The 21,978-nt window shown below is 41.6% G+C and carries 27 protein-coding genes and 1 other annotated feature; all 27 genes read left to right on the plus strand.

What is annotated here, in order from left to right; genetic code table 11:
• Positions 1–34: 34 nt before the first annotated feature.
• Positions 35–790, plus strand: a complete 756-nt coding sequence (locus Q7A53_RS00920; RefSeq protein WP_411787229.1) for a prepilin peptidase — start codon at positions 35–37, stop codon at positions 788–790.
• Between the two features lie 25 nt (positions 791–815).
• Positions 816–1,772, plus strand: coding sequence for a type IV pilus biogenesis protein PilM (pilM, locus tag Q7A53_RS00925; RefSeq protein WP_411787842.1), 957 nt, complete (start codon positions 816–818; stop codon positions 1,770–1,772).
• Positions 1,773–1,799: 27 nt separating this feature from the next.
• Positions 1,800–2,378: a PilN domain-containing protein gene (locus Q7A53_RS00930; protein WP_411787230.1), complete on the plus strand. Its 579-nt coding sequence runs from the start codon at positions 1,800–1,802 to the stop codon at positions 2,376–2,378.
• Complete coding sequence (locus Q7A53_RS00935) at positions 2,375–3,151, plus strand: hypothetical protein (protein ID WP_411787231.1); 777 nt, start codon at positions 2,375–2,377, stop codon at positions 3,149–3,151. The genes Q7A53_RS00930 and Q7A53_RS00935 overlap by 4 nt, the downstream gene beginning before the upstream one ends.
• A 115-nt stretch (positions 3,152–3,266) precedes the next feature.
• On the plus strand, positions 3,267–4,094 hold the full coding sequence (locus Q7A53_RS00940; RefSeq protein ID WP_411787232.1) for an SPOR domain-containing protein: 828 nt from the start codon (positions 3,267–3,269) through the stop codon (positions 4,092–4,094).
• 174 nt (positions 4,095–4,268) lie between these two features.
• Positions 4,269–4,835: a Maf family protein gene (locus tag Q7A53_RS00945; RefSeq protein WP_411787233.1), complete on the plus strand. Its 567-nt coding sequence runs from the start codon at positions 4,269–4,271 to the stop codon at positions 4,833–4,835.
• A 63-nt stretch (positions 4,836–4,898) separates the two neighbouring features.
• On the plus strand, positions 4,899–5,570 hold the full coding sequence (radC, locus tag Q7A53_RS00950) for a RadC family protein (protein WP_411787843.1): 672 nt from the start codon (positions 4,899–4,901) through the stop codon (positions 5,568–5,570).
• A 156-nt stretch (positions 5,571–5,726) separates the two neighbouring features.
• Positions 5,727–6,767 carry a rod shape-determining protein gene (locus Q7A53_RS00955; protein ID WP_411787234.1) on the plus strand — a complete coding sequence of 347 codons (1,041 nt, stop codon included), beginning with the start codon at positions 5,727–5,729 and terminating at the stop codon, positions 6,765–6,767.
• Positions 6,768–6,778: 11 nt separating this feature from the next.
• Positions 6,779–7,675 carry a rod shape-determining protein MreC gene (mreC, locus tag Q7A53_RS00960; RefSeq protein ID WP_411787235.1) on the plus strand — a complete coding sequence of 299 codons (897 nt, stop codon included), beginning with the start codon at positions 6,779–6,781 and terminating at the stop codon, positions 7,673–7,675.
• Positions 7,672–8,199: a rod shape-determining protein MreD gene (mreD, locus tag Q7A53_RS00965; protein WP_411787236.1), complete on the plus strand. Its 528-nt coding sequence runs from the start codon at positions 7,672–7,674 to the stop codon at positions 8,197–8,199. The genes mreC and mreD overlap by 4 nt, the downstream gene beginning before the upstream one ends.
• A 10-nt stretch (positions 8,200–8,209) precedes the next feature.
• Positions 8,210–8,896 (plus strand): septum site-determining protein MinC, encoded by a 687-nt coding sequence (gene minC / locus Q7A53_RS00970; RefSeq protein WP_411787237.1) that lies wholly within the window; start codon positions 8,210–8,212, stop codon positions 8,894–8,896.
• A complete protein-coding gene (minD, locus tag Q7A53_RS00975; RefSeq protein WP_411787238.1) occupies positions 8,889–9,686 on the plus strand; it encodes a septum site-determining protein MinD in 798 nt (265 codons plus the stop codon). The genes minC and minD overlap by 8 nt, the downstream gene beginning before the upstream one ends.
• A gap of 335 nt (positions 9,687–10,021) precedes the next feature.
• Positions 10,022–10,786, plus strand: coding sequence for a peptidoglycan DD-metalloendopeptidase family protein (locus Q7A53_RS00980; protein WP_411787239.1), 765 nt, complete (start codon positions 10,022–10,024; stop codon positions 10,784–10,786).
• Positions 10,773–11,633: a site-2 protease family protein gene (locus Q7A53_RS00985; protein WP_411787240.1), complete on the plus strand. Its 861-nt coding sequence runs from the start codon at positions 10,773–10,775 to the stop codon at positions 11,631–11,633. The genes Q7A53_RS00980 and Q7A53_RS00985 overlap by 14 nt, the downstream gene beginning before the upstream one ends.
• Before the next feature lie 8 nt (positions 11,634–11,641).
• On the plus strand, positions 11,642–13,063 hold the full coding sequence (locus Q7A53_RS00990; RefSeq protein WP_411787241.1) for a ribonuclease E/G: 1,422 nt from the start codon (positions 11,642–11,644) through the stop codon (positions 13,061–13,063).
• A gap of 36 nt (positions 13,064–13,099) precedes the next feature.
• Positions 13,100–13,171: a sequence feature (ribosomal protein L21 leader region), on the plus strand.
• Positions 13,172–13,184: 13 nt separating this feature from the next.
• Positions 13,185–13,493, plus strand: a complete 309-nt coding sequence (rplU, locus tag Q7A53_RS00995) for a 50S ribosomal protein L21 (RefSeq protein ID WP_411787242.1) — start codon at positions 13,185–13,187, stop codon at positions 13,491–13,493.
• A 12-nt stretch (positions 13,494–13,505) separates the two neighbouring features.
• Positions 13,506–13,835: a ribosomal-processing cysteine protease Prp gene (locus Q7A53_RS01000; RefSeq protein ID WP_411787243.1), complete on the plus strand. Its 330-nt coding sequence runs from the start codon at positions 13,506–13,508 to the stop codon at positions 13,833–13,835.
• A gap of 13 nt (positions 13,836–13,848) precedes the next feature.
• Positions 13,849–14,139 (plus strand): 50S ribosomal protein L27, encoded by a 291-nt coding sequence (gene rpmA / locus Q7A53_RS01005; protein ID WP_411787244.1) that lies wholly within the window; start codon positions 13,849–13,851, stop codon positions 14,137–14,139.
• Positions 14,140–14,401: 262 nt separating this feature from the next.
• Positions 14,402–14,920, plus strand: coding sequence for a Spo0B domain-containing protein (locus tag Q7A53_RS01010; protein WP_411787245.1), 519 nt, complete (start codon positions 14,402–14,404; stop codon positions 14,918–14,920).
• 13 nt (positions 14,921–14,933) lie between these two features.
• The gene (gene obgE, locus Q7A53_RS01015; RefSeq protein ID WP_411787246.1) at positions 14,934–16,214 is read left to right on the plus strand and encodes a GTPase ObgE; all 1,281 of its coding nucleotides are present in this window, start codon (positions 14,934–14,936) and stop codon (positions 16,212–16,214) included.
• Positions 16,215–16,231: 17 nt separating this feature from the next.
• Positions 16,232–16,681, plus strand: a complete 450-nt coding sequence (locus tag Q7A53_RS01020) for an ACT domain-containing protein (protein ID WP_411787247.1) — start codon at positions 16,232–16,234, stop codon at positions 16,679–16,681.
• Positions 16,682–16,700: 19 nt separating this feature from the next.
• Positions 16,701–17,573: a prephenate dehydratase gene (gene pheA / locus Q7A53_RS01025; RefSeq protein WP_411787248.1), complete on the plus strand. Its 873-nt coding sequence runs from the start codon at positions 16,701–16,703 to the stop codon at positions 17,571–17,573.
• A gap of 171 nt (positions 17,574–17,744) precedes the next feature.
• Entirely contained in the window at positions 17,745–18,782 is a 1,038-nt protein-coding gene (safA, locus tag Q7A53_RS01030; protein WP_411787249.1) for a SafA/ExsA family spore coat assembly protein, read from the plus strand.
• Complete coding sequence (locus Q7A53_RS01035) at positions 18,772–19,734, plus strand: phosphotransferase (protein ID WP_411787250.1); 963 nt, start codon at positions 18,772–18,774, stop codon at positions 19,732–19,734. Before safA ends, Q7A53_RS01035 begins: the two co-directional genes overlap by 11 nt.
• A 32-nt stretch (positions 19,735–19,766) precedes the next feature.
• Positions 19,767–20,504, plus strand: a complete 738-nt coding sequence (nadE, locus tag Q7A53_RS01040; protein WP_411787251.1) for an NAD(+) synthase — start codon at positions 19,767–19,769, stop codon at positions 20,502–20,504.
• Between the two features lie 69 nt (positions 20,505–20,573).
• Complete coding sequence (locus Q7A53_RS01045) at positions 20,574–21,143, plus strand: YhcN/YlaJ family sporulation lipoprotein (RefSeq protein WP_411787252.1); 570 nt, start codon at positions 20,574–20,576, stop codon at positions 21,141–21,143.
• Positions 21,144–21,217: 74 nt separating this feature from the next.
• Positions 21,218–21,970: a YebC/PmpR family DNA-binding transcriptional regulator gene (locus Q7A53_RS01050; protein WP_411787253.1), complete on the plus strand. Its 753-nt coding sequence runs from the start codon at positions 21,218–21,220 to the stop codon at positions 21,968–21,970.
• Positions 21,971–21,978 lie beyond the last annotated feature (8 nt).

Genomic DNA, 21,978 nt, shown 5'->3' on the forward strand with positions numbered 1-21,978 from the left:
TACCCTTATTTATTATACATAGGAGATAACCAATATGCATACGTGGATTGCCAGCGGATTATTTATTTACGGCCTTATTTTAGGCTCCTTTTTCAATGTGGTAGGTCTTCGTGTTCCTAACAAGGAGCTATTCAAAGAACAGCGGTCCTATTGCCCCAGCTGCAAAGAGTCTCTTCAATGGTATGAGCTTATCCCGGTGATTTCATTTGTGATTCAATCGGGCCGGTGCCGTCATTGCCGGGGAAATATTTCTAAGCTGTATCCGGTGATGGAGCTGTTCTCTGGGATTATGTTCTCTTCTTGCTACCTGGTGTATGGCTGGAGCTTTGACTTGTTGTTAGCTTTACTGCTTATTTCTTTGTTTCATATTATTATTGTTAGTGATTTAACATATATGGTCATCCCCGACAAGGTTCTGCTTTTCTTCTTTATCCTCCTGCTCAGCTACCGAGCTTTATTTCCATTAACCCCTTTCTGGGCACCGCTTATTGGAGGATTCGCTGGGATCGCGGGGACTGCACTCATTATTCTCGCAAGCCGCGGTGGTATGGGCGGCGGAGACATGAAATTATTGGGTTTAATCGGGTTTGCTCTGGGGCTGAAGTTACTGGTTGTGACTTTTTTTCTGGCTACTCTTATTGGAACGCTGACTAGTGGTTCGCTACTCTGGTCAGGAAAGGTGTCGCGAAAACAACCGATCCCCTTCGGTCCTTTTATCGTACTTGGGGCGATAATTGCCCTCTTCTCGGGCCATCTATTAATAGAGTGGTATCTTACTAGTTTCTTTTAGTACAGGAGGCTTTACTTTGTTTGGAATGAAAAATAAAATACGCCTGCACATCGTTATTAAGGATCACTGCATCCGTTATGGGTTCTCTACACATACTTCTCCTCAGCAGCTGACAACTTACGGTGAAGAGTTTCTCCCTAAAGACTTAATTAAAGAGGGAGTCATTCAGGACACCAGACGGTTCGAAATGCAGGTGGAAAATATATTATGGAAACACAAAATGAGAAAGGCTTCTCTTTTTTTTACTGTTCCTGATGCATCGGCGATTATCCGAGTTCACACTGTTCCGGGGACTTTAAAAGAAGAGGAGATAAAAGGGTATCTTTATCAGCAAATTGGTGAAAGTCTGCATCTTCCTTTCGAGCAGCCTGTCCTGGACTTCGGAATGATTCGGCGGGAGGGAGCAGATACATATATTTTACTAGTGGCCTACCCTGAGGAACGAGTTGAACTGTTGGAAAAGAGTTTTTCTCAAGTTCGGCTTACACCTAAAGCTGCCGAACTATCTTCTCTTTCTATCTATCGTTTGTATCACAAGTTAAATAAAGGTCGGCAGAAAGATCATATGATGCTGATTGAATGGAATGTTGACGGCATTGTTCTCACTGTATTTCATAACGAAATTCCCCAGTTTTCAAGGCATATGAAGTCAACTCTGCTTCTTGATCAGTGGGGCTACAAAAAATATGAGGACCAGACGAGAATCTTTTTTGAAGGAAAAGAAATGGACTTATATGCCTATGTTGTTGACCAGCTGGCTGAAGTTGAAAGAATAATGAGTTTTTATAAATTTTCTGTAACCAAAGGTAATTCTGACATTACGAATATTGTATTAAGTGGTGATTGGCCGTATTTTGAAGAGTTATACCAGCAAGCTGAGGACAAGTTTACAGTTCCGGTTGAGACCCTTGCACCAAAAGAACTTGGATTCAATCTTCCCGCGCGATATTGTGACGTAATAGGACTCTCTTTAAAAGAGTAACAGGTGGTTGTTAGGGGTGTAACATTCATGTTAATGGATATCAATTTGCTAGAGGAAAAAGAAAAACCGAATCGACTGCCCTATTTCATCATTGGGATAGGGCTTCTTGCTCTTTTGTTTCTTGCCGCAAGTACCTGGTATTTTGACAGTCGGTTATCTAGTGAAATCGATATTCACAAGGAACAGTTGGTAAATTTGACGAAAAGGCAATCGGTTTTGCAGGATTCCTTGAATAATGAAGAATTAAATCAGCGAATGGAGCTCCAGACCGCTGTGAAGAAAGAGAAAAATAATATCTTACCGCCTGTCCGCTTACTGAATGACTTAATTTCTCTCTTGCCAGACCACGGGTATTTTGCATCCTATCTTTTTACTTCTTCCCAAATTGAGTTGACAGTGAAATTTGATTCTTTTAGAGATGCTGCTGCTTACACAAACCATTTATCCCAGAAAAATTATGTAACCAATGTGAATCTAAATAATATTTCTACGGAACCACTATCGAATTCATCCCTAGATCCATTTAAGTATCGTCCCAAGTATTCTGCCAGTTATACCGTAGAGCTCACTCGCGAACTAATTTCAGAAGAGAGGAATGGCAAATGAGGCTCAGTTGGACTAGAGCTCAAACGATCCTGTCTATTTTCGTAGTTTTAATCGTTGTTTCTGCCGGAATGTTTTTATACTCTACGGTGATTGTGCCCAAGCAATCGAAGCTTGGGAAGATTCAAGAGGAATTAACAACCGAACAAACATTACTGGACACGTTAAAGGTTAAAAATGACCAGCAGGAACGCCTGAACGTAAAGTCCTCCCGGGAGTTACAAACGTTGATCCCAGTAAATCCCCTGCCAGATCAGCTGCTTCTAATAATCGAGAGGGCAGAAGGAAGCTCCGGTAGTTTAATCCGCAATGTCACCGTAGAATCTGCCAGTTCATCTGAAGCAAATACAAAGCATGAAACGGGTTCTGAAAAAAAGAAAGAGACAGAGCAGCAGGCACTCACTAGCAGCCCTTCCATTCTGCCAGAAGGATTAGAAGCGATTACGTATCATTTAGAGGTGGTCTCACCTAATTTTCAAGACTTTCTTTCATTTTTAAGAGAACTGACAACCGGCCCACGGCTGCTCTCAGTGGATTCTATTAGTTTTGACAGTGAATTTACTTCCGTTTCCGAGGAAAAAGCATTAGATTTCTCTGTTGTTTTTTCAGCGTTTTTTTATCCATCATTAGATTTTCTGGAAAATGAAGCTCCTGATTATAATTACAGTGAAGGGGCAGGGAAAAACAATCCGTTTCCTTACGGTGAGAATGACGATGATGATTTGAATTCCAATGTACGAAAAGATGGAAGTGACTTGTCTGAAGGCTCTTCTTAATTCTCATTCCTGCTAATGAGTTTTAGAAAATTGTCGAAGGGGTGATGACAATTTTCAGCGTAGTTTTTATTATTTCTATGATAGGTTTATAGCAAACCTGCCGGGAGTGATAAAAATGAATCCAAAGAAGAAGATCTCTATTTCCATCGGATCAAAGGGTAAAGAGCCGCAAAATGAAATTATTCAGGCAAAAGAGGAATTGTCAGCCGCTTCCGACCCTAAAGAGAAGAAACCGAACACAGGATTAAAGCTGTCCACATCGATCTATGAACTGCCTTACAAAGGCAAGTTGAAAACCCCCGCATCTCTTAAGTCTATGATCATGACTTCGCTAACGGCATTATTAATTAGTCTTGGGCTGGGTTTTCTGCTGCTCCGCATGTTTGTTTCTATTACGAACGAAGCAACTCCAGGGAATGGCAGCACGGCTGCAGTGGCAGATGGGGATGTTCAGTCTCAGCAAGGAGCATCTGTTGTTTCGTCCTTATCCCTTGATACGTATATCGTCCAAGCTGGGGTGTTTTCTTCAGAAAGTAAAGCTGAAGATTGGCAGTCTAATATTCAGAGTCAATCAGTAGAATCAGTTATTTGGGAACGCGATGGCAGCTATTATCTATTTGTTGGCAGCGCAGCCACAGAGGAAGAAGCAAGTCAGTTAGCTTCACAGATTGCTGCTCATGATATTGACACTTATGTAAAACCTTGGGATGTAAAAACCAAAGAAATAACCGGTAAAGAAAGTGCCTCTCTTCAAAAGCTGGGAGATTATCTTAGCAATAATAATTTATCATCCGTGCCGGCAGCTGAACGGCAGAGTCTGTTAGAAAGCGTTCAAAAAATAAAGCAGCAGCCAGATTTAATAGCGGCGGTCAAAACATGGGCAGACGGAGATAAGGATAACATTGCCTGGATGCTAATTGCTCATGCACTTGAAAATAAATAAGAAATACGGGAATTCGGCTTTTTCATTTTTTCGCGGCTGAAAAAAGCCGAGTTTCTGTCTGAATACTATTCCTTTGGAAAGGGTAGAGCGGCTAATATCACGGAATTTCAAAATCCTGAAAGTTCTTACTTTACTGTAAGATAAGAATACCTCATAAAGTGAAAGGAGATTCCTATGTACTCCCTTGTTCTTGGCTCTGCCTCTCCTCGAAGGTCTGATTTGTTAAAGCAGGCAGGCTTATCATTTACTGTTCGGCCTGCTGAAGTTGAAGAATTTATCGACAAGTCGATGACTCCTAATGCTGCCGTCCTGCACCTTGCTGAAAAGAAAAACCAAGCGCTTAACCTAAGAAATAAAGAAGTGATACTTACCGCTGATACGGTAGTAGTATGGCAGGATAACATCCTAGGTAAACCCTCCTCCTATCACGAAGCTAATCAAATGCTGAACAACTTAAGTGGGTCTTGGCATAATGTTTACACTGGTGTTTGTATTAGAAATGAAGTACAACAGCGCTCCTTTGAGGTATGTACACGCGTGAAATTCTTCCCTTTAACTCATGAAGAAATTGAGCGTTATTTGGAGCATGAAGAAGCATGGGACAAAGCCGGTGCTTACGGGATTCAAGGAAAGGGAGGACTGTTTGTGGAAAGGATTGAAGGGGATTACTTGAGTGTCGTGGGACTGCCTTTGTCTCGTGTGGTAAGAGAGCTGGGCAGGTTTAATATCGGCATCGGCTGATGTCTTTCCTTTATGAGGAATAGTAGGAAAGGCAGGCAAAAGATAGTGGTTCACACGAGTATTATGATTAAAGATGTGCCTAAAGAAGAGAGGCCGCGTGAGCGGTTAATTGAACTTGGATCTCCTCACCTCTCTAACCAGGAACTCTTAGCGATCTTACTTGGAAGTGGTTCCAGAAATGAATCTGTAATGGATCTCTCCCAAAGACTACTTGTTCATTTTGAAGGAATAATGCTTTTGAAAGATGCCACGATAGAAGAGTTAACGTCTATTCGTGGGATAGGGCTGGCGAAAGCAGTGCTCATTATTTCCGCCATTGAGCTTGGCAAGCGGATGCAGCAAATGAAACCGGCAGAGAGATACATGATCAGAAGTCCGGAAGATGGAGCAGATTTCGTAATGGAAGAAATGAGAGATTTAAAGCAGGAACATTTCATATGCCTTTTTCTAAACACTAAGAACCAGGTCCTACACCGGCAGACAATTTTTATCGGCAGCCTGAATGCCTCAATAGTTCATCCTCGGGAAGTATTTAAAGAAGCTGTAAAAAGGTCAGCAGCTTCCATCATATGCGCCCACAACCATCCTTCGGGAGACCCTACCCCTTCTCAGGAAGATATTCATGTTACCCGCCGATTGCAGGAATGCGGAAAGATGATAGGAATTGAATTGCTGGACCATTTGGTCATTGGAGATAGGAAATTTATCTCATTGAAAGAAAAAGGATACCTGTAACACTATCTATTTTTAAAGTTTTTTCGTATAATTAAATAGATGAAAACATAAGCGCCATTTATGAGAACTTCCTTATAAATTGGCGCTTCTTCTCATAAAAAATACTTAAAGCTTCACCCCGTAAATAGAAGCACGGGCTAGAAAGGGAGATATGAATTGGGTTTATTTGGATTTTCGCAGGACTTAGGTATTGATTTAGGTACAGCAAATACTTTGGTATTTCTAAAAAATAAAGGTGTCATTGTTCGAGAGCCTTCCGTAGTAGCTAAGAATACAAAGACAGGAGCGATTGAAGCTGTCGGCAACGATGCAAGAAATATGATCGGTCGGACACCGAGTTACATATCTGTCATCCGTCCTATGAAAGATGGAGTGATTGCGGACTACGATACAACGGCACAAATGATGAAATATTATATACAACAGGCGTTAAAAACCAGGTCTTCGTTTGCAAGTAAACCGAACGTTATGGTTTGTGTACCATCAGGAATTACGATGGTTGAAGAAAGAGCGGTAATCGATGCCACTAAACAAGCAGGGGCGAAAGAAGCATTTCCAATTGCTGAGCCATTTGCTGCGGCAATTGGAGCGGGACTTCCTGTCTGGGAACCCACTGGTAGCATGGTAGTGGATATTGGCGGCGGTACAACAGAAGTCGCTATTATTTCTCTTGGAGGAATTGTAACGAGTCAATCCATTCGAGTAGCGGGAGACGAAATGGATGATTCTATCGTTCAGCACGTGAGGAAAAAGTACAACCTTATGATTGGAGAGCGGACCTCAGAAGAAATTAAGATGGAGCTTGGCGGTGCAGGGGAGATTGAAGAGGTCAGAGAAATGGATATCCGCGGCCGTGATCTGCTTACCGGGCTGCCGAAAACGATCACCATCCAATCCTCTGAAATTATGAATGCTTTAAAAGATACGGTAGATTCCATTATAGAAACGGTCAAAAACACGTTGGAAAAAACCCCGCCGGAACTCTCCGCGGATATTATGGAGAGAGGTATCGTCCTGACGGGTGGCGGAGCTTTATTGAAGAATATTGATACAGTCATTAGTGAAGAAACTAACATGCCTGTTTTCATTGCGGATGAACCATTAGACTGTGTGGCGATTGGAACGGGTAAATCTCTGGAATACATCCAGCATTTCCGCGGCCAGCCTAACGTTGCCAGCCGTTCAACATTGGATTAGGCGGTTAGCTTATGCCTTCCTTATTTCGCAGAAAAAGACTAATGACCGTATTAATTATCTTTATTGTGCTTGTGGGTCTCATTGGCTTTTCTTTACGGGATCGCAGTTCAATTACTGCACCGGAAAAGTTTCTGGAAGACACTGTCGGCTGGGTGCAGACAATTTTTCATCAGCCCATCCGGCTGGTTGATGGCATTTACAATCGTACGCACGACATGCTGAACGTTTATGAACAAAACAAAGTATTGAAAGCCCGTCTGTCGGAATACAAAGGGGCTATTCAAGAAAATCAATTGTTAAAGAAAGACAATAATGAACTAAAAGCGACCATTGATCAAACGAAATCTATGCGTGATTATTCTCCTATCAATGCGACAGTTATAGCCCGCAGCTCTGACCGGTGGTTTGAGCAAATGACTATAAACAAAGGGGAAGAAAATGGAGTGAAAAAGGATATGGCTGTTATTACCAGTGATGGTATGGTTGGCAAAATAAAATCAGCCGGTGCCTTTCACTCCACTGTTCAGTTATTGAGCGGATTTAATCGGTCCAATAAAATATCTGCCTGGGTCGTCCGAGAAGGGGAGGACCAGGATAAGAAACATGTTTTTGGTCTGATTGAGGGATATGACGATGAGAGCGGACGGCTGGTACTGAATGGAATAAACCTTGACGAGAAACTAAAAAAAGGTGATTCCGTTATTTCTTCAGGTATGGGCGGTGTATTTCCTCCAGAACTCCGTATTGGGAAAATCGATGAAGTAGTGAATGACCAATTTGGGTTGACCAAAACGGCTTACGTTAAGCCCTATGCGGACTTATATGATATCAATCATGTCATCGTAGTGGACCGGGCAATGGAAACAGTCAAAGACTCGGACCAAGGGGAAGGAGGAGCAGAGCAATGAGCCGATATATCATTGCTCTGATTCTTCTCGTATTAGTGGCTTTACAAGGAACAGCTATGAGTTTACTCCCCACTCATTTTGTTTATTCGAATCTTTTGATTACCCCTCACTGGGCCCTGTGCTTTGTTCTGCTGGTCGCTATTTTCTATGATAAAGATCAAACATACTTATGCGTCTGGTACGGGATGATCTTTGGTCTTCTCATTGACGTAGCTTATACTGGCGTGCTTGGAGTCTATATGGTGGTTTATGGACTAGTTGCTTATATCATTCATGGATTAACGAAGCTGCTCCATGCGAACTTTTTGTCGGCATCTTTATTAGTCATTTTGGGAATTGCCCTAGCAGATATATTCCTTTATGTTACTTACTCCTTTGTTAAAGTCACTTCTATGACTTGGGGTGCCTATGCCATGGATAGATTAATACCCACACTTGCAGCCAACATGATCTTCTTCATTGTGCTGTATCCGCTAACCAAAAATCTTGTACAGGATTGGTCTGAGGAAATGAATAACGTTTGAGGTGACATCTGTGAATGCGAAAAACCAAAATATTACGATAAAAGGTACAAGAGACGGCTTGACGTTATATTTAGATGATCAATGCCCTTTTGAGGAAATAGTGGATGAATTACAAGATAAACTTTCCATGAATGGTCTCACGGAGGAAGAGCCGCTGATACGAATCACGATTCAATTAGGAAAACGTTATTTAAATGAAATTCAAAAAGAAGCCCTTCGCAAGCTTATTAGAGAAAAGCAGAATTTAGTGGTTGAAAATATTGACTCTGAAGTGATCTCCAAGAAGGAAGCACTTGCCTGGAAAGAGAATACAGAGATAACCCCTGTAGTGAAAACGGTTAGGTCTGGCCAGGTTCTTGAAGTTCGTGGAGATTTACTACTGATAGGAGATGTGAATCCGGGCGGCAAAATAGCCGCTACTGGTAATATCTATATTCTCGGAAGTTTACGAGGCGTTGCTCATGCAGGAATCCAAGGGGATACTCGTACAGTTATTATTGCTTCTTATATGGAACCGAACCAGCTTAGAATCGCCGATCAATTAAGCCGTTCGCCTGATTATCAGTCTGAGGGAGTCTACATGGAATGTGGCTTTATAGATGAAGAAGAGGGAAAGATTCGAATTGATCGGTTACAGGAAATTGTAAAAAAACGACCAGATCTAGCGAGTTTTGAAAGGAGAATGCTTAATGGGTGAGGCAATTGTAATTACCTCCGGAAAAGGAGGGGTTGGAAAGACTACGACAACTGCCAATCTTGGAACGGCACTAGCTCTGCAAAATAAGAAGGTTTGTCTGGTCGATACCGATATCGGTCTTAGAAATCTTGATGTCGTAATGGGATTGGAAAATCGAATCATTTATGACATAGTCGATGTAGTTCAAGAGCGGTGTAAAACCAAACAAGCAGTCATTGCAGATAAAAGATTTGATTGTCTTCACCTTCTTCCAGCTGCTCAAACCTCTGATAAATCAGAAGTGACCCCTGAAGGGATTAAAGCAATAATTGATGAATTAAAACTTGAATATGATTATGTGGTTATTGATTGTCCTGCCGGGATTGAGCAGGGGTATAAGAATGCCGTGGCCGGAGCAGATCAAGCTATTGTAGTAACCACGCCTGAAAAATCAAGCGTTAGAGACGCCGATCGCATTATTGGATTACTAGAACAGGAAGACCTTGAATCCCCAAAGCTTGTAGTTAACAGAATTAGGAGCCACATGATGAAAAATGGCGATATGCTTGATGTGGATGAAATTGTATCCATTTTATCGATTGACCTGCTTGGAATTGTGGTGGACGACGATGCCGTTCTTAAAGCAGCGAACATTGGTGAACCCGTTGCTTTAGAACCAAACACTAAAGCTTCTATCGCTTATCGGAATATCGCACGCCGTATATTAGGGGAAACTGTCCCGTTAATGAGTTTAGAAGAAGATACTAGTTTAATGGCAAAAGTAAAGCGTTTTTTTGGTTTAAGGGCGTAATCCATTTTTTGCACCGAATGTTGAGTACGTTCTGTGAAAAAAAGGGACAATTCGGTTTGCGAAATTCTGGATTTATTTACTGCTGATTATTGAAAGATTTGTGGAAATAGATTTTTTCCACTATAGCCTGAACCATTATTTTACATTGGTTCAGGTTTTTTATGTATAAAGAAGCACTTCGTCTACTTACTTCATGACTCCTGCATCCACTTCCTCTTTCATTAGAGACATAATCACTCCCCCCATCCTCTATTTCTATTTTACTTTCTATACATATAATATTCCTTCTCCCCATAGAATGGTAGAAACGTTAGGTTAGAGAGAAGGGATTTTAGATGAAAAGAGATATTGAACATGTACGAAAGAATATTGCCGACCGCAAAAAAAGAAAAGTTCTTGATGGTCCTGTAAGACCACGTACTACGTTCGTTCCTCCTCAAGATGAAGAACTTCATGGCTTGCCACCTTTAGTTAGTGGATATACCAACGATTACAAAAAAAACGAGGTAAAGTCACGTACCGGCCAGTTGGGTCTGCAATTGCTTTTGTCTGCACTTCTGTTTGCCACAGTGACTGCAGGTGAGCGGACCAACCTAACTTTTCTGGACAAGCCTGAACAGTGGGTGACAAGTCAATTACAAGAGGAATTTCCATTCGCTAAAGTCACCGCTTGGTACAGTGACCGCTTTGGCAAACCTCTGGAATTAGTTCAAAATGATAGCAAGAAAGCAAAAACGGAAGTCGCTTTGCCGGTTAATGGTACAGTCACTAAAACTTTTCAAAATGATGGCAAGGGCATTATTATGACTGCAGAAGACGGATCGAATGTTAAAGCCGTTAAAGCTGGGACGGTTATTTTCGCCGGCAATGATCCTGATACTGACAAAACGGTTATTGTTCAGCACGAAGATGGGTCGAACAGCATTTATGGTTATTTATCCTCGGTTGACGTTCATTTATATGAATTTGTTGATGCCCAGAAAGCCTTAGGGACTGTAGAATCTAAGGAAGGACAAGCGGCTCAATTCTTCTTTGCGATTAAAAAGGATAACAAATATCTAGATCCTGTTCAGGTTATTAAAGTTGATGAAAGCTCTTAATCTCACGAATACAGTCCACGTCCACCCGCTTTTTTTTATTCTTGCACTTTCTGCATTCTTTACTGGGGCCATCTATGAATTTGTTATCCTTTTCAGCATCGTTGCCATTCATGAGCTTGGCCACTATTTTACTGCCCGGCATTTTGGCTGGAGAGTAACAAGAATAGAATTTTGGCTGTTTGGCGGAGCTGTAGTTAGTGAGGAACATAATACGCGACCGTTTAAAGAACAATTATACGTAGTTCTGGCAGGCCCAATTCAGCACTTATGGATATTTGCATTGCTCCTTCTTTTGCAAGTTGTACATGGGCCGCATCCATTAATAACGGTCGCTTATTTCTATAATGGTGTGATTCTTTTATTTAATTTGCTGCCGATATGGCCGTTGGATGGCGGGAAACTTATTTTTTATGCCTTAAATCAAATATGTACTTTCCGCAACAGCATGACCTATGGACTTCTGTTGTCTTTTGCCTTCCTGCTCCTTATTGGGGCCTGGTTTACCCTCAATGATCATTGGACTCTTGCCAGTATCCTGCTCGGCGCTTTTTTAATTACTGAAAACGTCCTTGAATGGAAACGCAAATCGTACATTTATATGAGGTACCTCATGTATTGTTCTACCAGGAAAGCATCGCCGATTCCAGCAAAGTATGTAAATATAGATCCTCATACTTTCGTGAGAGATGTATTAAAAAATATTCGGGCAAATCGGACGCATTTCTATGTCTTGCAACGGTCGCCTGAGTTATATATAGTTAATGAACAGGAGTGTCTTCAAGCTTATTTTCAAAGAAAAAACCCGAATCTATGCTTGAAGGACATCGCAGAAACTGTTCTGGAGTGAGGGATTTCATGAGATCTATTGTATTACATACCCAGCCGTCAGAGAAAAGCGGAGTAGTGATTGAGAATAACGAGGTTACTGAATATGTAAATATCCGCCCGGAAGTGAATACACTTTCGGGTTCTATTTTTAGTGGTAAGGTTGAAAGTATTCATAAAGGCATGCAGGCAGCCTTTATCGATTTTGGCCAGAAGAAAAATGGTTTCCTTAAGAGAGAAGAAATTCCGTGGTGTACTAATAAAATTGAACAAGCGCTAAAAGAGGGGGAAGAGATCAAGGTGCAGGTAATTAAAGAGCCTCTTGATCAAAAAGGTGCACAGTTGACTGCGGATATCACGATACCGGGTTTACTTTGTGTTTATCAGCCCTATGGAGAAAAAGTTTCTGTTTCCAGAAAGATAACCGAACCTTTAAGAACAATATTTCTTAACCAAACAACAGAGTGGCTGGAAGAGACGGAAGGAGCCATCATCCGGACAGCGGCCCAAGAGGTTAGTCAAGATGAACTGCAAGAAGAATTGGCCTCCCTAAAGAGACATTGGAAAAGTTTAGCTGCAGGTACGGGTCATACTTTGTGGCTGGATGCGATAGTACCGGACCAGCTTATTCGAAAGTATCCAATTATGAATGTAGATCACATATATGTAGATGATACAACCATCAGTCAATATTTGAAAAAGAGGTATCCTTCTCTAAAAGAAAAAATCATCTGGAAGAAAGAGTTGGACAGTGTTCTGCCCCGTACGATTAACGAAATACAAAGTCAGTTGATCCAGCGCTATCTGCCCATTGAGCAGGGCATTGAATTAGTAATAGATGAAACTGAAGCCATGACGGTTATTGATGTTAATAGTGCGGGTTATCAAGGGAAAACTCTGTCTAACTCTCAGTCCTTTGAAGTGAATAAGCGGGCAGCTAAGGAAGCTGCGCGTCAACTGAAATTAAGGAACATAGCTGGAATGATTGTGATTGATTTCATCTCTATGCATGACTCTTCTTTAGAAAAGAAATTGATTCAATACATGAGATTGTTAGTGAAGAATGATCTTATCTACACGAATATTTTAGGGATAACCCGGCTGGGATTAATGGAAATAACCCGCAAAAGGCAGTGGACAAGCCCAGGGAAAAGCTTGAAAGAAACCTATTCACCGAGTATTAAAGATTCCACCTGGTTATTTCGTATGGAAAGAGAGCTTCTTTTAAAAAGAACTACCTCAAGCGAAGCGATCTTGGTGGTTGTTAATCCTAGGTTATATGATGAAAAAAAACGATTGCTTTCCAGTCTCATATCTAGTAAAATTCCACAAGAGCTGTTTGTTAGGGAGGATCCTATGATCCACGGCTATCAAATTGAGCTTGAAGGGTCGAGAGACATGGTCCTGGAAGCTGTAAAGCGCCGTGAGTATCATGTTGACAACTTGTTTTGATCTGTGGTAACATTGTTTTGTTATTCTAGTAGCACTCCGATGCTACAACCGCACAGAACAGGTTTTTAAACCGAATCCGGTACCTGAATGGCGAGTCTGAGTAAATTGAGGAGGTGCAAGTATGTACGCAATTATTGAAACTGGTGGTAAACAAGTTAAAGTAGTAGAAGGTCAGGAAATTTATGTAGAGAAAGTGAACGCAGCAGATGGTGAAACTGTCACTTTTGACAAAGTTCTATTCGTAGGCGGAGACAGCACGAAAGTTGGGGCTCCATTTGTAGAAGGTGCTACTGTTACGGCTAAAGTTGAGAAACAAGGTCGTCAGAAGAAACTTACCGTGTTCAAATACAAGCCAAAAAAGAACTACAAACGTAAACAAGGTCATCGTCAGCCATATACGAAGCTTGTCGTTGATAAAATCGACGCGTAAGGCTTAAAGCTGATGATAAAAGCAAAGATGTTTCATTCAAAGCAAATGATTTGCGGGTTTGAAATTTCCGGACATGCACAGAGCGGTCCCCACGGACACGATCTAGTATGTGCGGCAGTATCAGCTGTTTCATTTGGAGCAGTAAATTCCCTCATAAAGCTTTGTGAAATTGAACCTCATGTTAAACAAGGAGGCGAGGGTGGTTTTTTGAAAATCACTTTACCGCAGAAGCTGACCGAAGCCCAGCTTCAGAAAGCTCATACTCTGCTTGAAGGCATGCTGGTTTCACTTGAAACGATTGAAAATGATTACAGTGAATATATTAAAATCCTACATTCTTAAGGAGGTGGAATCTATGCTACGTCTTGATTTGCAATTTTTCTCACAGAAGAAAGGGCAAGGTAGTTCAAAAAACGGTCGTGATTCTGAGTCTAAACGTCTTGGTGCGAAACGTGCTGATGGTCAGCCTGTAACAGGAGGATCTATCCTTTATCGTCAACGCGGAACTAAGATTTATCCAGGAGCTAACGTTGGCCGTGGCGGAGACGACACATTGTTCGCGAAAGTGGATGGTGTTGTTAAATTCGAACGTTACGGACGTGACCGTAAAAAAGTGAGCGTTTATCCTGCAGCGCAGGAAGCGTAAACTGAATTTTATGGTTTCTAACGTATATAAAAAGCTGCGCTGTGCCTATGCATAAGCGCAGCTTTTTTGTTTGTTTGACTACGGTTGAAGAGTGTAGAGCCGTATTGTACCAGTACCCTCGCTAATAGAGGTTCGACTTAGCTGAATTTGGCGTTGCAGACCGCTGCTGCCAAGTTGCTTATGCTTTTAAGATTAGTTTCAGTTTCCTGTTTATTTTTGCTATACTTTTCTTATTATTGATGTGGAGAGGGAGCTGGATAATTTGAGTAATCAAAGGATCATTTCACTTCTAAGACATAAGCGTCATGACTGGATGAATCAAATACAATTAATTCAAGGATACGCTTCTTTAGGAAAACAGGACAAGCTGCTTGAACAGCTAGATGAAATTAAGGAAGAAGCTGAACAGGAACGACGGTTATTAAACAGCCAGGCAGCTGCGTTTTCCATATGGCTGCTATCTTTTAATTGGACATACAGTCAATACCGGCTTACGTTTTTTATGAAAGATGAGGTTGATTTATCCAGTCATGACTTGGATATCACAGCTTATGGAAGAAGAATGATTGAACTTATGACTGAACATAATGTAGAGGGAGAGCTTTATGAAGGTTCTCTGCATATTTATTCGAGCGGATCTCCTGGTTCTACAGGATTAAGCTGGGAATGGGAAGGGCAGTTTAAAAGCCTTTCTGAGTTACAGAAGAAACTTAGCCACGAAGGTTTTATCGTATCCATATTTGGTGAACGTGAACTGTCCGTGGAAATGACGATAGATTGAAGAGGTGAAGGATATGTTTGTCGATCAGGTAAAAGTATTTGTTAAAGGCGGCGACGGAGGAAATGGTCTAGTTGCTTATCGTAGGGAAAAGTATGTCCCTAGAGGTGGACCGGCCGGTGGTGATGGCGGAAATGGCGGCGATGTTATTTTCGAAGTAGATGAAGGATTAAATACATTAATGGATTTTCGTTATCAGCATCACTTTAAGGCGAAACGCGGAGAAAATGGAATGAATCAAAGGCAGCATGGGAAGAATTCAGCTCCTTTAGTAGTAAGTGTTCCGCCCGGTACGACAGTGAAAGATACGGACACCAATAAAGTCATAGCGGATTTAACGGAGCATAAACAGCGTGCGGTAATTGCTAAAGGCGGCCGCGGCGGCAGAGGAAACGCTCGATTTGCTACCGCTCGCAATCCCGCTCCAGAAATTGCTGAAAATGGGGAGCCTGGCCAGGAGCTGGATGTTCAAGTCGAGCTGAAGTTATTGGCTGATGTTGGGTTAGTAGGATTTCCAAGTGTAGGAAAGTCTACCTTCTTATCTGTAGTTACGGCAGCTAAACCTAAAATTGCCGATTATCATTTTACCACTCTTTCTCCTAATTTAGGAGTCGTAGAAAGTCAGGACCATAGAAGCTTTGTCATGGCAGATCTCCCGGGCTTAATTGAAGGAGCTCACGAAGGCGTGGGACTGGGGCATCAGTTTCTGCGTCACGTAGAAAGAACCCGCCTCCTTCTGCATGTTATCGACATGTCTGGGGCAGAAGGGCGTGATCCTTATGATGATTACATTACCATTAATAATGAGCTTTCCTCCTATGATGCTAGACTTGAGAACCGTCCGCAGATAATTATTGCGAATAAAATGGATATGCCTCAATCTGAGGAGAATCTGCGTCAATTTAAAGAGGCAATAGGGGAAGACGTTCCTGTATTTCCTCTATCTACGATCACTCGCGAGGGAATCGACGAACTATTATATGCTGTAGCAGATAAATTGGATCAAATTCCAAAACATGAAGAATCCATTGAGGAAGTAGAAGAACGAGTCGTATATAAATTTGAAAAAGAAGAAGCACCATTTAAAGTCACACGGGATGATGATGGAGCTTATGTTCTGTCGGGAGAGAAAATTGAGTCTCTATTCAGGAGAACCGACTTCTCAAGAGATCAGTCCATCAATCGTTTCGCAAGACAAATGAGAAGCATGGGCGTTGATGAAGCTTTAAGAAAGCGCGGTGCAAAAGATGGCGATACCGTTCGCCTAATGGAATATGAATTTGAATTTGTAGATTGATGAGGAGGGAGAGTTGAATGGCGGATTATAATGAAAAATTTTATTTAGTCCGTAGCGATATCCTTCCTGAAGCAATGAAAAAAACAATTGAAGCAAAAGCGCTGTTAGAACGCGGGAAAGTGGAGTCTATTTTTGAAGCTGTTCAGGACGTGGGTTTATCGCGAAGTGCCTTTTATAAATATCGGGATGCTGTTTATCCGTTTCAAGCAATGGTAAAAGAGCAAATGATTACCTTATTCTTTCATTTGGAGGATCGTTCAGGCACTCTGTCCAACCTTTTATCTACAGTAGCCCAATCAGGCTGTAATGTGCTGACTATCCATCAGACGATCCCTTTACAAGGAAAAGCAAATGTTACTCTTTCCTTAAATACAACAGGTATGGTATTTTCAATAGAACAGTTATTGCAGAAATTACACAAACTCGACTTTGTAGATCGTGTAGAGATCCTAAGTACGGGAGCATAATGTATGGAGGGAAAGAGACATGGAAGAAGAGAAGATAGGTTATTTGGGGCCCAAAGGAACGTTTACCAAAATGGCGGTCGATTCGCTATTTGAAGAAGGAAGTTTTATTTCGTTTGCTAGTATACCCGCTTGTCTTGATGCCGTAGAAGCAGGGGAAATTCATACGGGAGTCGTTCCTTTGGAAAATGCAATTGAAGGTTCTGTGAATCTAACCATCGATTATTTGGTCCATTACGTAAATCAGTCCATCATTGCAGAAATGACAGTGCCGATTAGACAGCATTTATTAGTTCACCCCGCTTATAATGGAGAGAAAATCACCAGAATTTATTCGCATAGTCAGGCTATTGCTCAATGTCATCAGTATTTACACAAGCAATATCCAGAGGCGGAATTAAAATATACCGCCTCCACAGCGAAGGCAGCTGAAATTGTTTCTTCCTCTGACCCTTCTGTGGCAGCCATTGGCAATCACCTGGCAGCTGAACAAAATCATTTGACGATTTGGCAGGAAAATATTCATGACTATGACAACAACCATACTCGGTTTGCTGTCGTGCAAAAAACGCCGCACACGATTAAGGTGAATGACCTTCCAAGCAGACAGAAGACAACCGTGATGATCACGCTTCCTCAAGATTATGTAGGCGCCTTACATCAAGTTCTTGCAGCATTTGCTTGGAGAAAGATGAACTTGTCCAAAATTGAGTCAAGACCTTTGAAGACCGGCCTTGGCAACTATTACTTCTTAATAGATGTAGAGCAGCCTTATGACCAAGTCCTCTTTCCTGGTGTAAAAGCAGAGTTAGAAGCTCTTGGCTGCCAGATGAAGCTGCTTGGAACTTATCCAAGTTACCAAATTGATCTTTCAGCACCTGTTCGCAGAACATAAGATTATCCACCCCTGAAACCCTTGTTTTATAAAGGTTTTTAGGGGTTTTTCTATTTTTAATAAAATAAATTATAGGCAAATTCATCAATCTTTTGGCTTGTGCTGCATAGAGTGTTATGAAGCTATTATTGTCTTTTTGATTTTTAGAATCACAGGAAGGGAGTTGCAACTGTGAGAATTCACATTGTACAAAAAGGAGATACACTCTGGAACATTTCAAAGAAGTATGGGGTCAATTTTGAAGAGTTAAAAGCAATGAATACCCAGCTCTCCAATCCAGATATGATTATGCCGGGTATGAAAATTAAAGTTCCACAAGGCACGAAACAAGTGAAAAAAGAAGCTCCTAAAAAAGAAATGCCGACTCAACATCCCTACAAAGATAATTCTCCAAAACCGATTCCAGTTATTAAGGAAGATGAAAAGGTAAAGGAAAAACCGATGAAACCGGTGAAAGAAAAACCAATGCAGCCGATGCCGATGCAGCCGATGCAGCCGCAATTTAATATACCTGTGCAGATGCCTATGATGGAGCAGCAGCTGCAAAATTATTATACGACATTTAATCTGCCGCAAATGCCGATGCCACAAGCACCCGAGAAGGAGAAGGGGAAGGAGTTGGCTGAGGAATCTTCGGAGGAACCAAAATCTAATGCACAGCCAATGAATTATACTCAACCAGCAGCAGATGCTCAGCAAATGCCGTACTTCCAGCCTGCTCAACCTCAATTAGTCAATAGTGAGTATTATTGGTGTCCTCCGCAGCCAGTAATGATGCCTGCCCATATGAACATGCCTCAATATCCACAAGGCCAAATGCCATGGTACGGTGAAGATTGCGAGTCACCTTCTAATTCCGCATATATGCCTGCCCAGATGCCAGCTCAAAACATGCCGGCGGATTGCGGGTGTGGGGGAGACGATGGTGCACAGCAGCCTCAGGGATTCCAGCCTATGATGGGGTATGGTTCGCCGCAGGGATATAATCCATATGCTATGCAAGGATATATGCATCATGGCGGTTATGGTCAGCAATGGCCGATGGGAGGTTATGGTCAACAGTGGCCGATGGGAGCACCCGGACAACAGTCTCCTACGGGTAGTTGGAATATGCCGCAATCCATGGGAAGTTGGAATCAACAGCAGCCGCCAATGGGAAACTGGAATCAACAGCAGCCTTGGCGAGGCGATGATGTAGATGAAGACTGACCATAAAGAAGGCGATTCCTATACGGATCGCCTTTTCCATTGGCTTAAATACCAAGAAAATCTTCCGATTGAATATATAAAGACGATTAAGCCGAAAGTTTATCAAGTGAAAGTGAATAATCATACGTATCTATTAAAGGGATATAGACGTGCCGGTGTATTAAAACAGCAAATTGATTTCTTTAATCATTGGGATCAAGCTTCTCATATGGCTGCCTGCCCCATTCCATTCCCGGATGCTGCTTTTACAAAGAGTAAACTTGGGTGTGAATGGGGATTATTTGAATGGCTGGAAGGAGATCATGCAGACTTCAAATCCCATTATGACCGACAACAAGCATGTTATCTTCTAAAACAATTTCATCGATCTACAAAAGGAATTGCCATTTTATCGATACCTCGTGATCCTCTGTACATTAAGTGGGAAAGGCGTCTTGAAGATTTTGAAAGCACTCAGAACGTTTTTAATCATTTTAACAAGCAGACCATTTTCCGAGAAATCAGGGCGGCGATGCATCAAAAGCTTGAAGGATTTTCTCAATATGATTGGGGAGAGATCGAAGAGAAAGCTTGGCATGATCATGAATGGCTGCATGGCGATTTAGCTCATCATAATTTTATTGTGAACCCTTCTAAAGGGATACGGTTTATTGATTTTGATTTGTTTCATAACGGACCTAAACTATACGATCAAATTCAGCTTGCTCAGAGATTTTTGCCTTATTTGGAAAATCATCGGGCCGCCTTAATTAATTATTTTCCTCATGCAGACGATCAGGAAATTTGGTTGAAGGGGGTTCTCGTACCAGCGGATATTGTAAGGGAATGGCTGTACGGGTATCGGAAATGTCGTTCTGGTGACGCGTCCATGACTCTCCATATGAGCAAATTAGAGAAAGCTTGGGAAAACCGTAAGATGTTTGTCCGATACGCTGAAAATATGCTAAGATAAGGTATTATAAGTGTGAAAGGATGAACAATCCCGTGAAAGAAAAAGTTGAAAAACTCGTTGCTTGGTTACGTGAACAAGTGGAGCAAGCGCACGTCGATGGACTGCTTGTTGGTGTAAGCGGTGGAATCGATTCCGCTGTTGTCTCAAATTTAATTAAACGTGCTTATCCTGAAAATTCTTTGGGAGTCATTATGCCATGTAAAAGTCAGTCAAGTGATCAGGATCATGCTTCAAAGGTAATTTCTGCATGCGATCTTCCTTCGATCACTGTTGATTTAACAGAAACGCACGATGTTCTGTTTGGAACCATTCAAAAACAGCTGGATGCCAATGGACAGTTAAACAAGGACCAGCTTAAAATGGCAGACGCCAATCTTCGTGCTCGTTTAAGAATGAGTACCTTGTACACAGTAGCTGCCAATCACAAATATTTAGTAGTGGGAACAGATAATGCAGCAGAATGGTACACAGGCTATTTTACGAAATTTGGAGACGGAGGGGTGGATCTTGTGCCCCTTGTTCATTTAACTAAAGGCGAAGTTAGAGAAATGGCGGAATACCTTGGAGTACCTGATGAGGTTATTCATAAACAGCCAAGTGCTGGTTTGTGGGAAGGTCAAACCGATGAAAACGAAATGGGTACGAGCTATGCGATGATTGATAAATTCCTTAAGGGAGAAGAAATCCCAACTGAGGATCGGAATATTATTGAATCTATGCATGAGCGAACAGCTCACAAACGTCAGCTCGCTTCCGCGCCTCCCCAGTAAGCTGGGTAATATTAACAGACTAAAACATTCTTCTTAACCCATAGTAAGGGAAAAAGGAGAATGTTTTTTATGTGGAAAATTACTGTAATGCTAATGATTATGTGTCTTCCTTTAATCGCATGTAATGCAAAAGAACCGAAAGAAACAGGTGAAAATCAAGGGGAGTCATTATACCAGCCGCTTGAGTATAGCGGGGAGAAGGAAGAAACAAAGAAAAGCAGAATTCCTATTGGAGAAGATAGCTATTTTAAACGCTCTGCTGAAGAGGAATTTAATAAAGCGCAGTACGGGAAAACGAACCAGGCCCATAACAATGATTTCTATAATGAGGAATCCATCGCTATTACCAAAGCGGTTAATAAATTTGACGAGGTAACCATGACCCAGGCATTTGAGACTGATGATCAAGTGTATGTTGCAGTTATGCTGAATCCATCTGATTACCGGGATCGTACTATAGCAAATAAGATCCGCAAAAAAGTAGAAGGAATGACAGATAAACCAGTTACGCTATACACAAACACAAGTAACTGGGATCAAATGAAGGACTTGAATTCCCGCTTAAAAGCTTCACAAGCTCCCGACAAATTGAAAGAAAATATTAAGAATTTCTTTAATAAAGCTTCTAACGCCAAGTAGTGTTCTTTATCACCAGCCAGCGGATATGATATATTAGAAAAGGAAAAGATTTGCTATTGGAGAGGAGAATGTCCATGGCTGGTCATTCAAAATGGAATAATATAAAGCGCCGTAAAGGGGCGCAGGATGCGAAACGCGGAAAGCTTTTCATGAAGCTTGCTCGTGAAATATTCATGGCAGCCAGAAATGGCGGCGGTGATCCAGAAATGAACTCAAATCTGCGGATTGCCGTGGATAAAGCTAAATCCAATAACATGCCTAATGATAATATTGACCGAGCTATTAAGAAAGCTACAGGGGATCTAGAGGGAATTCATTATGAGGAATTCACTTATGAAGGCTATGGTCCAGGTGGAGTTGCCGTTATGGTGAAGGTACTAACAGATAACAAGAATCGTACAGCAGCAGATGTTCGCCATGCTTTTAATAAAAATGACGGGAATTTAGGTGAAAACGGCTGTGTGTCATTTATGTTTCATAGAAAAGGTTTTTTAGTGGTTGATCGTTCTTCTGTAGACACAGATGAAGATGAATTTATGCTTGAAGCGATAGATGCTGGAGCAGAAGAGATGGAAACCACAGAAGAGCATTTTGAAATATATACAGATCCTGAGGACTACAGCAGCGTAAAACAAACGCTCGAGAATGATGGATATACCTTTGATAATGCTGAAGTCACTATGATCCCTGACACCTATACACCCTTGGACGAAGAAGGCGTGGAAAAAATGTTAAAGCTAATAGATATGCTGGAAGATAATGATGACGTACAGGACATCTATCATAATCTGGATGCGGCGGACGAGGTTTTGGAAAAATTATCCTAAATTCCTGT

The organism is Halobacillus rhizosphaerae (assembly GCF_046719735.1).
GTDB lineage: Bacteria > Bacillota > Bacilli > Bacillales > Halobacillaceae > Halobacillus_B > Halobacillus_B rhizosphaerae.

Excerpts from the sequence above, each read along its gene's own strand:
- Q7A53_RS00920 (WP_411787229.1), top strand. The coding sequence starts at position 35 with ATGCATACGTGGATTGCCAGCGGATTATTTATTTACGGCCTTATTTTA.
- pilM (WP_411787842.1), top strand. The coding sequence starts at position 816 with ATGAAAAATAAAATACGCCTGCACATCGTTATTAAGGATCACTGCATC.
- Q7A53_RS00930 (WP_411787230.1), top strand. The coding sequence starts at position 1,800 with ATGTTAATGGATATCAATTTGCTAGAGGAAAAAGAAAAACCGAATCGA.
- Q7A53_RS00935 (WP_411787231.1), top strand. The coding sequence starts at position 2,375 with ATGAGGCTCAGTTGGACTAGAGCTCAAACGATCCTGTCTATTTTCGTA.
- Q7A53_RS00940 (WP_411787232.1), top strand. The coding sequence starts at position 3,267 with ATGAATCCAAAGAAGAAGATCTCTATTTCCATCGGATCAAAGGGTAAA.
- Q7A53_RS00945 (WP_411787233.1), top strand. The coding sequence starts at position 4,269 with ATGTACTCCCTTGTTCTTGGCTCTGCCTCTCCTCGAAGGTCTGATTTG.
- radC (WP_411787843.1), top strand. The coding sequence starts at position 4,899 with ATGATTAAAGATGTGCCTAAAGAAGAGAGGCCGCGTGAGCGGTTAATT.
- mreC (WP_411787235.1), top strand. The coding sequence starts at position 6,779 with ATGCCTTCCTTATTTCGCAGAAAAAGACTAATGACCGTATTAATTATC.
- mreD (WP_411787236.1), top strand. The coding sequence starts at position 7,672 with ATGAGCCGATATATCATTGCTCTGATTCTTCTCGTATTAGTGGCTTTA.
- minD (WP_411787238.1), top strand. The coding sequence starts at position 8,889 with ATGGGTGAGGCAATTGTAATTACCTCCGGAAAAGGAGGGGTTGGAAAG.
- Q7A53_RS00980 (WP_411787239.1), top strand. The coding sequence starts at position 10,022 with ATGAAAAGAGATATTGAACATGTACGAAAGAATATTGCCGACCGCAAA.
- Q7A53_RS00985 (WP_411787240.1), top strand. The coding sequence starts at position 10,773 with ATGAAAGCTCTTAATCTCACGAATACAGTCCACGTCCACCCGCTTTTT.
- Q7A53_RS00990 (WP_411787241.1), top strand. The coding sequence starts at position 11,642 with ATGAGATCTATTGTATTACATACCCAGCCGTCAGAGAAAAGCGGAGTA.
- rplU (WP_411787242.1), top strand. The coding sequence starts at position 13,185 with ATGTACGCAATTATTGAAACTGGTGGTAAACAAGTTAAAGTAGTAGAA.
- Q7A53_RS01000 (WP_411787243.1), top strand. The coding sequence starts at position 13,506 with ATGATAAAAGCAAAGATGTTTCATTCAAAGCAAATGATTTGCGGGTTT.
- rpmA (WP_411787244.1), top strand. The coding sequence starts at position 13,849 with ATGCTACGTCTTGATTTGCAATTTTTCTCACAGAAGAAAGGGCAAGGT.
- obgE (WP_411787246.1), top strand. The coding sequence starts at position 14,934 with ATGTTTGTCGATCAGGTAAAAGTATTTGTTAAAGGCGGCGACGGAGGA.
- Q7A53_RS01020 (WP_411787247.1), top strand. The coding sequence starts at position 16,232 with ATGGCGGATTATAATGAAAAATTTTATTTAGTCCGTAGCGATATCCTT.
- pheA (WP_411787248.1), top strand. The coding sequence starts at position 16,701 with ATGGAAGAAGAGAAGATAGGTTATTTGGGGCCCAAAGGAACGTTTACC.
- Q7A53_RS01035 (WP_411787250.1), top strand. The coding sequence starts at position 18,772 with ATGAAGACTGACCATAAAGAAGGCGATTCCTATACGGATCGCCTTTTC.
- Q7A53_RS01045 (WP_411787252.1), top strand. The coding sequence starts at position 20,574 with ATGTGGAAAATTACTGTAATGCTAATGATTATGTGTCTTCCTTTAATC.
- Q7A53_RS01050 (WP_411787253.1), top strand. The coding sequence starts at position 21,218 with ATGGCTGGTCATTCAAAATGGAATAATATAAAGCGCCGTAAAGGGGCG.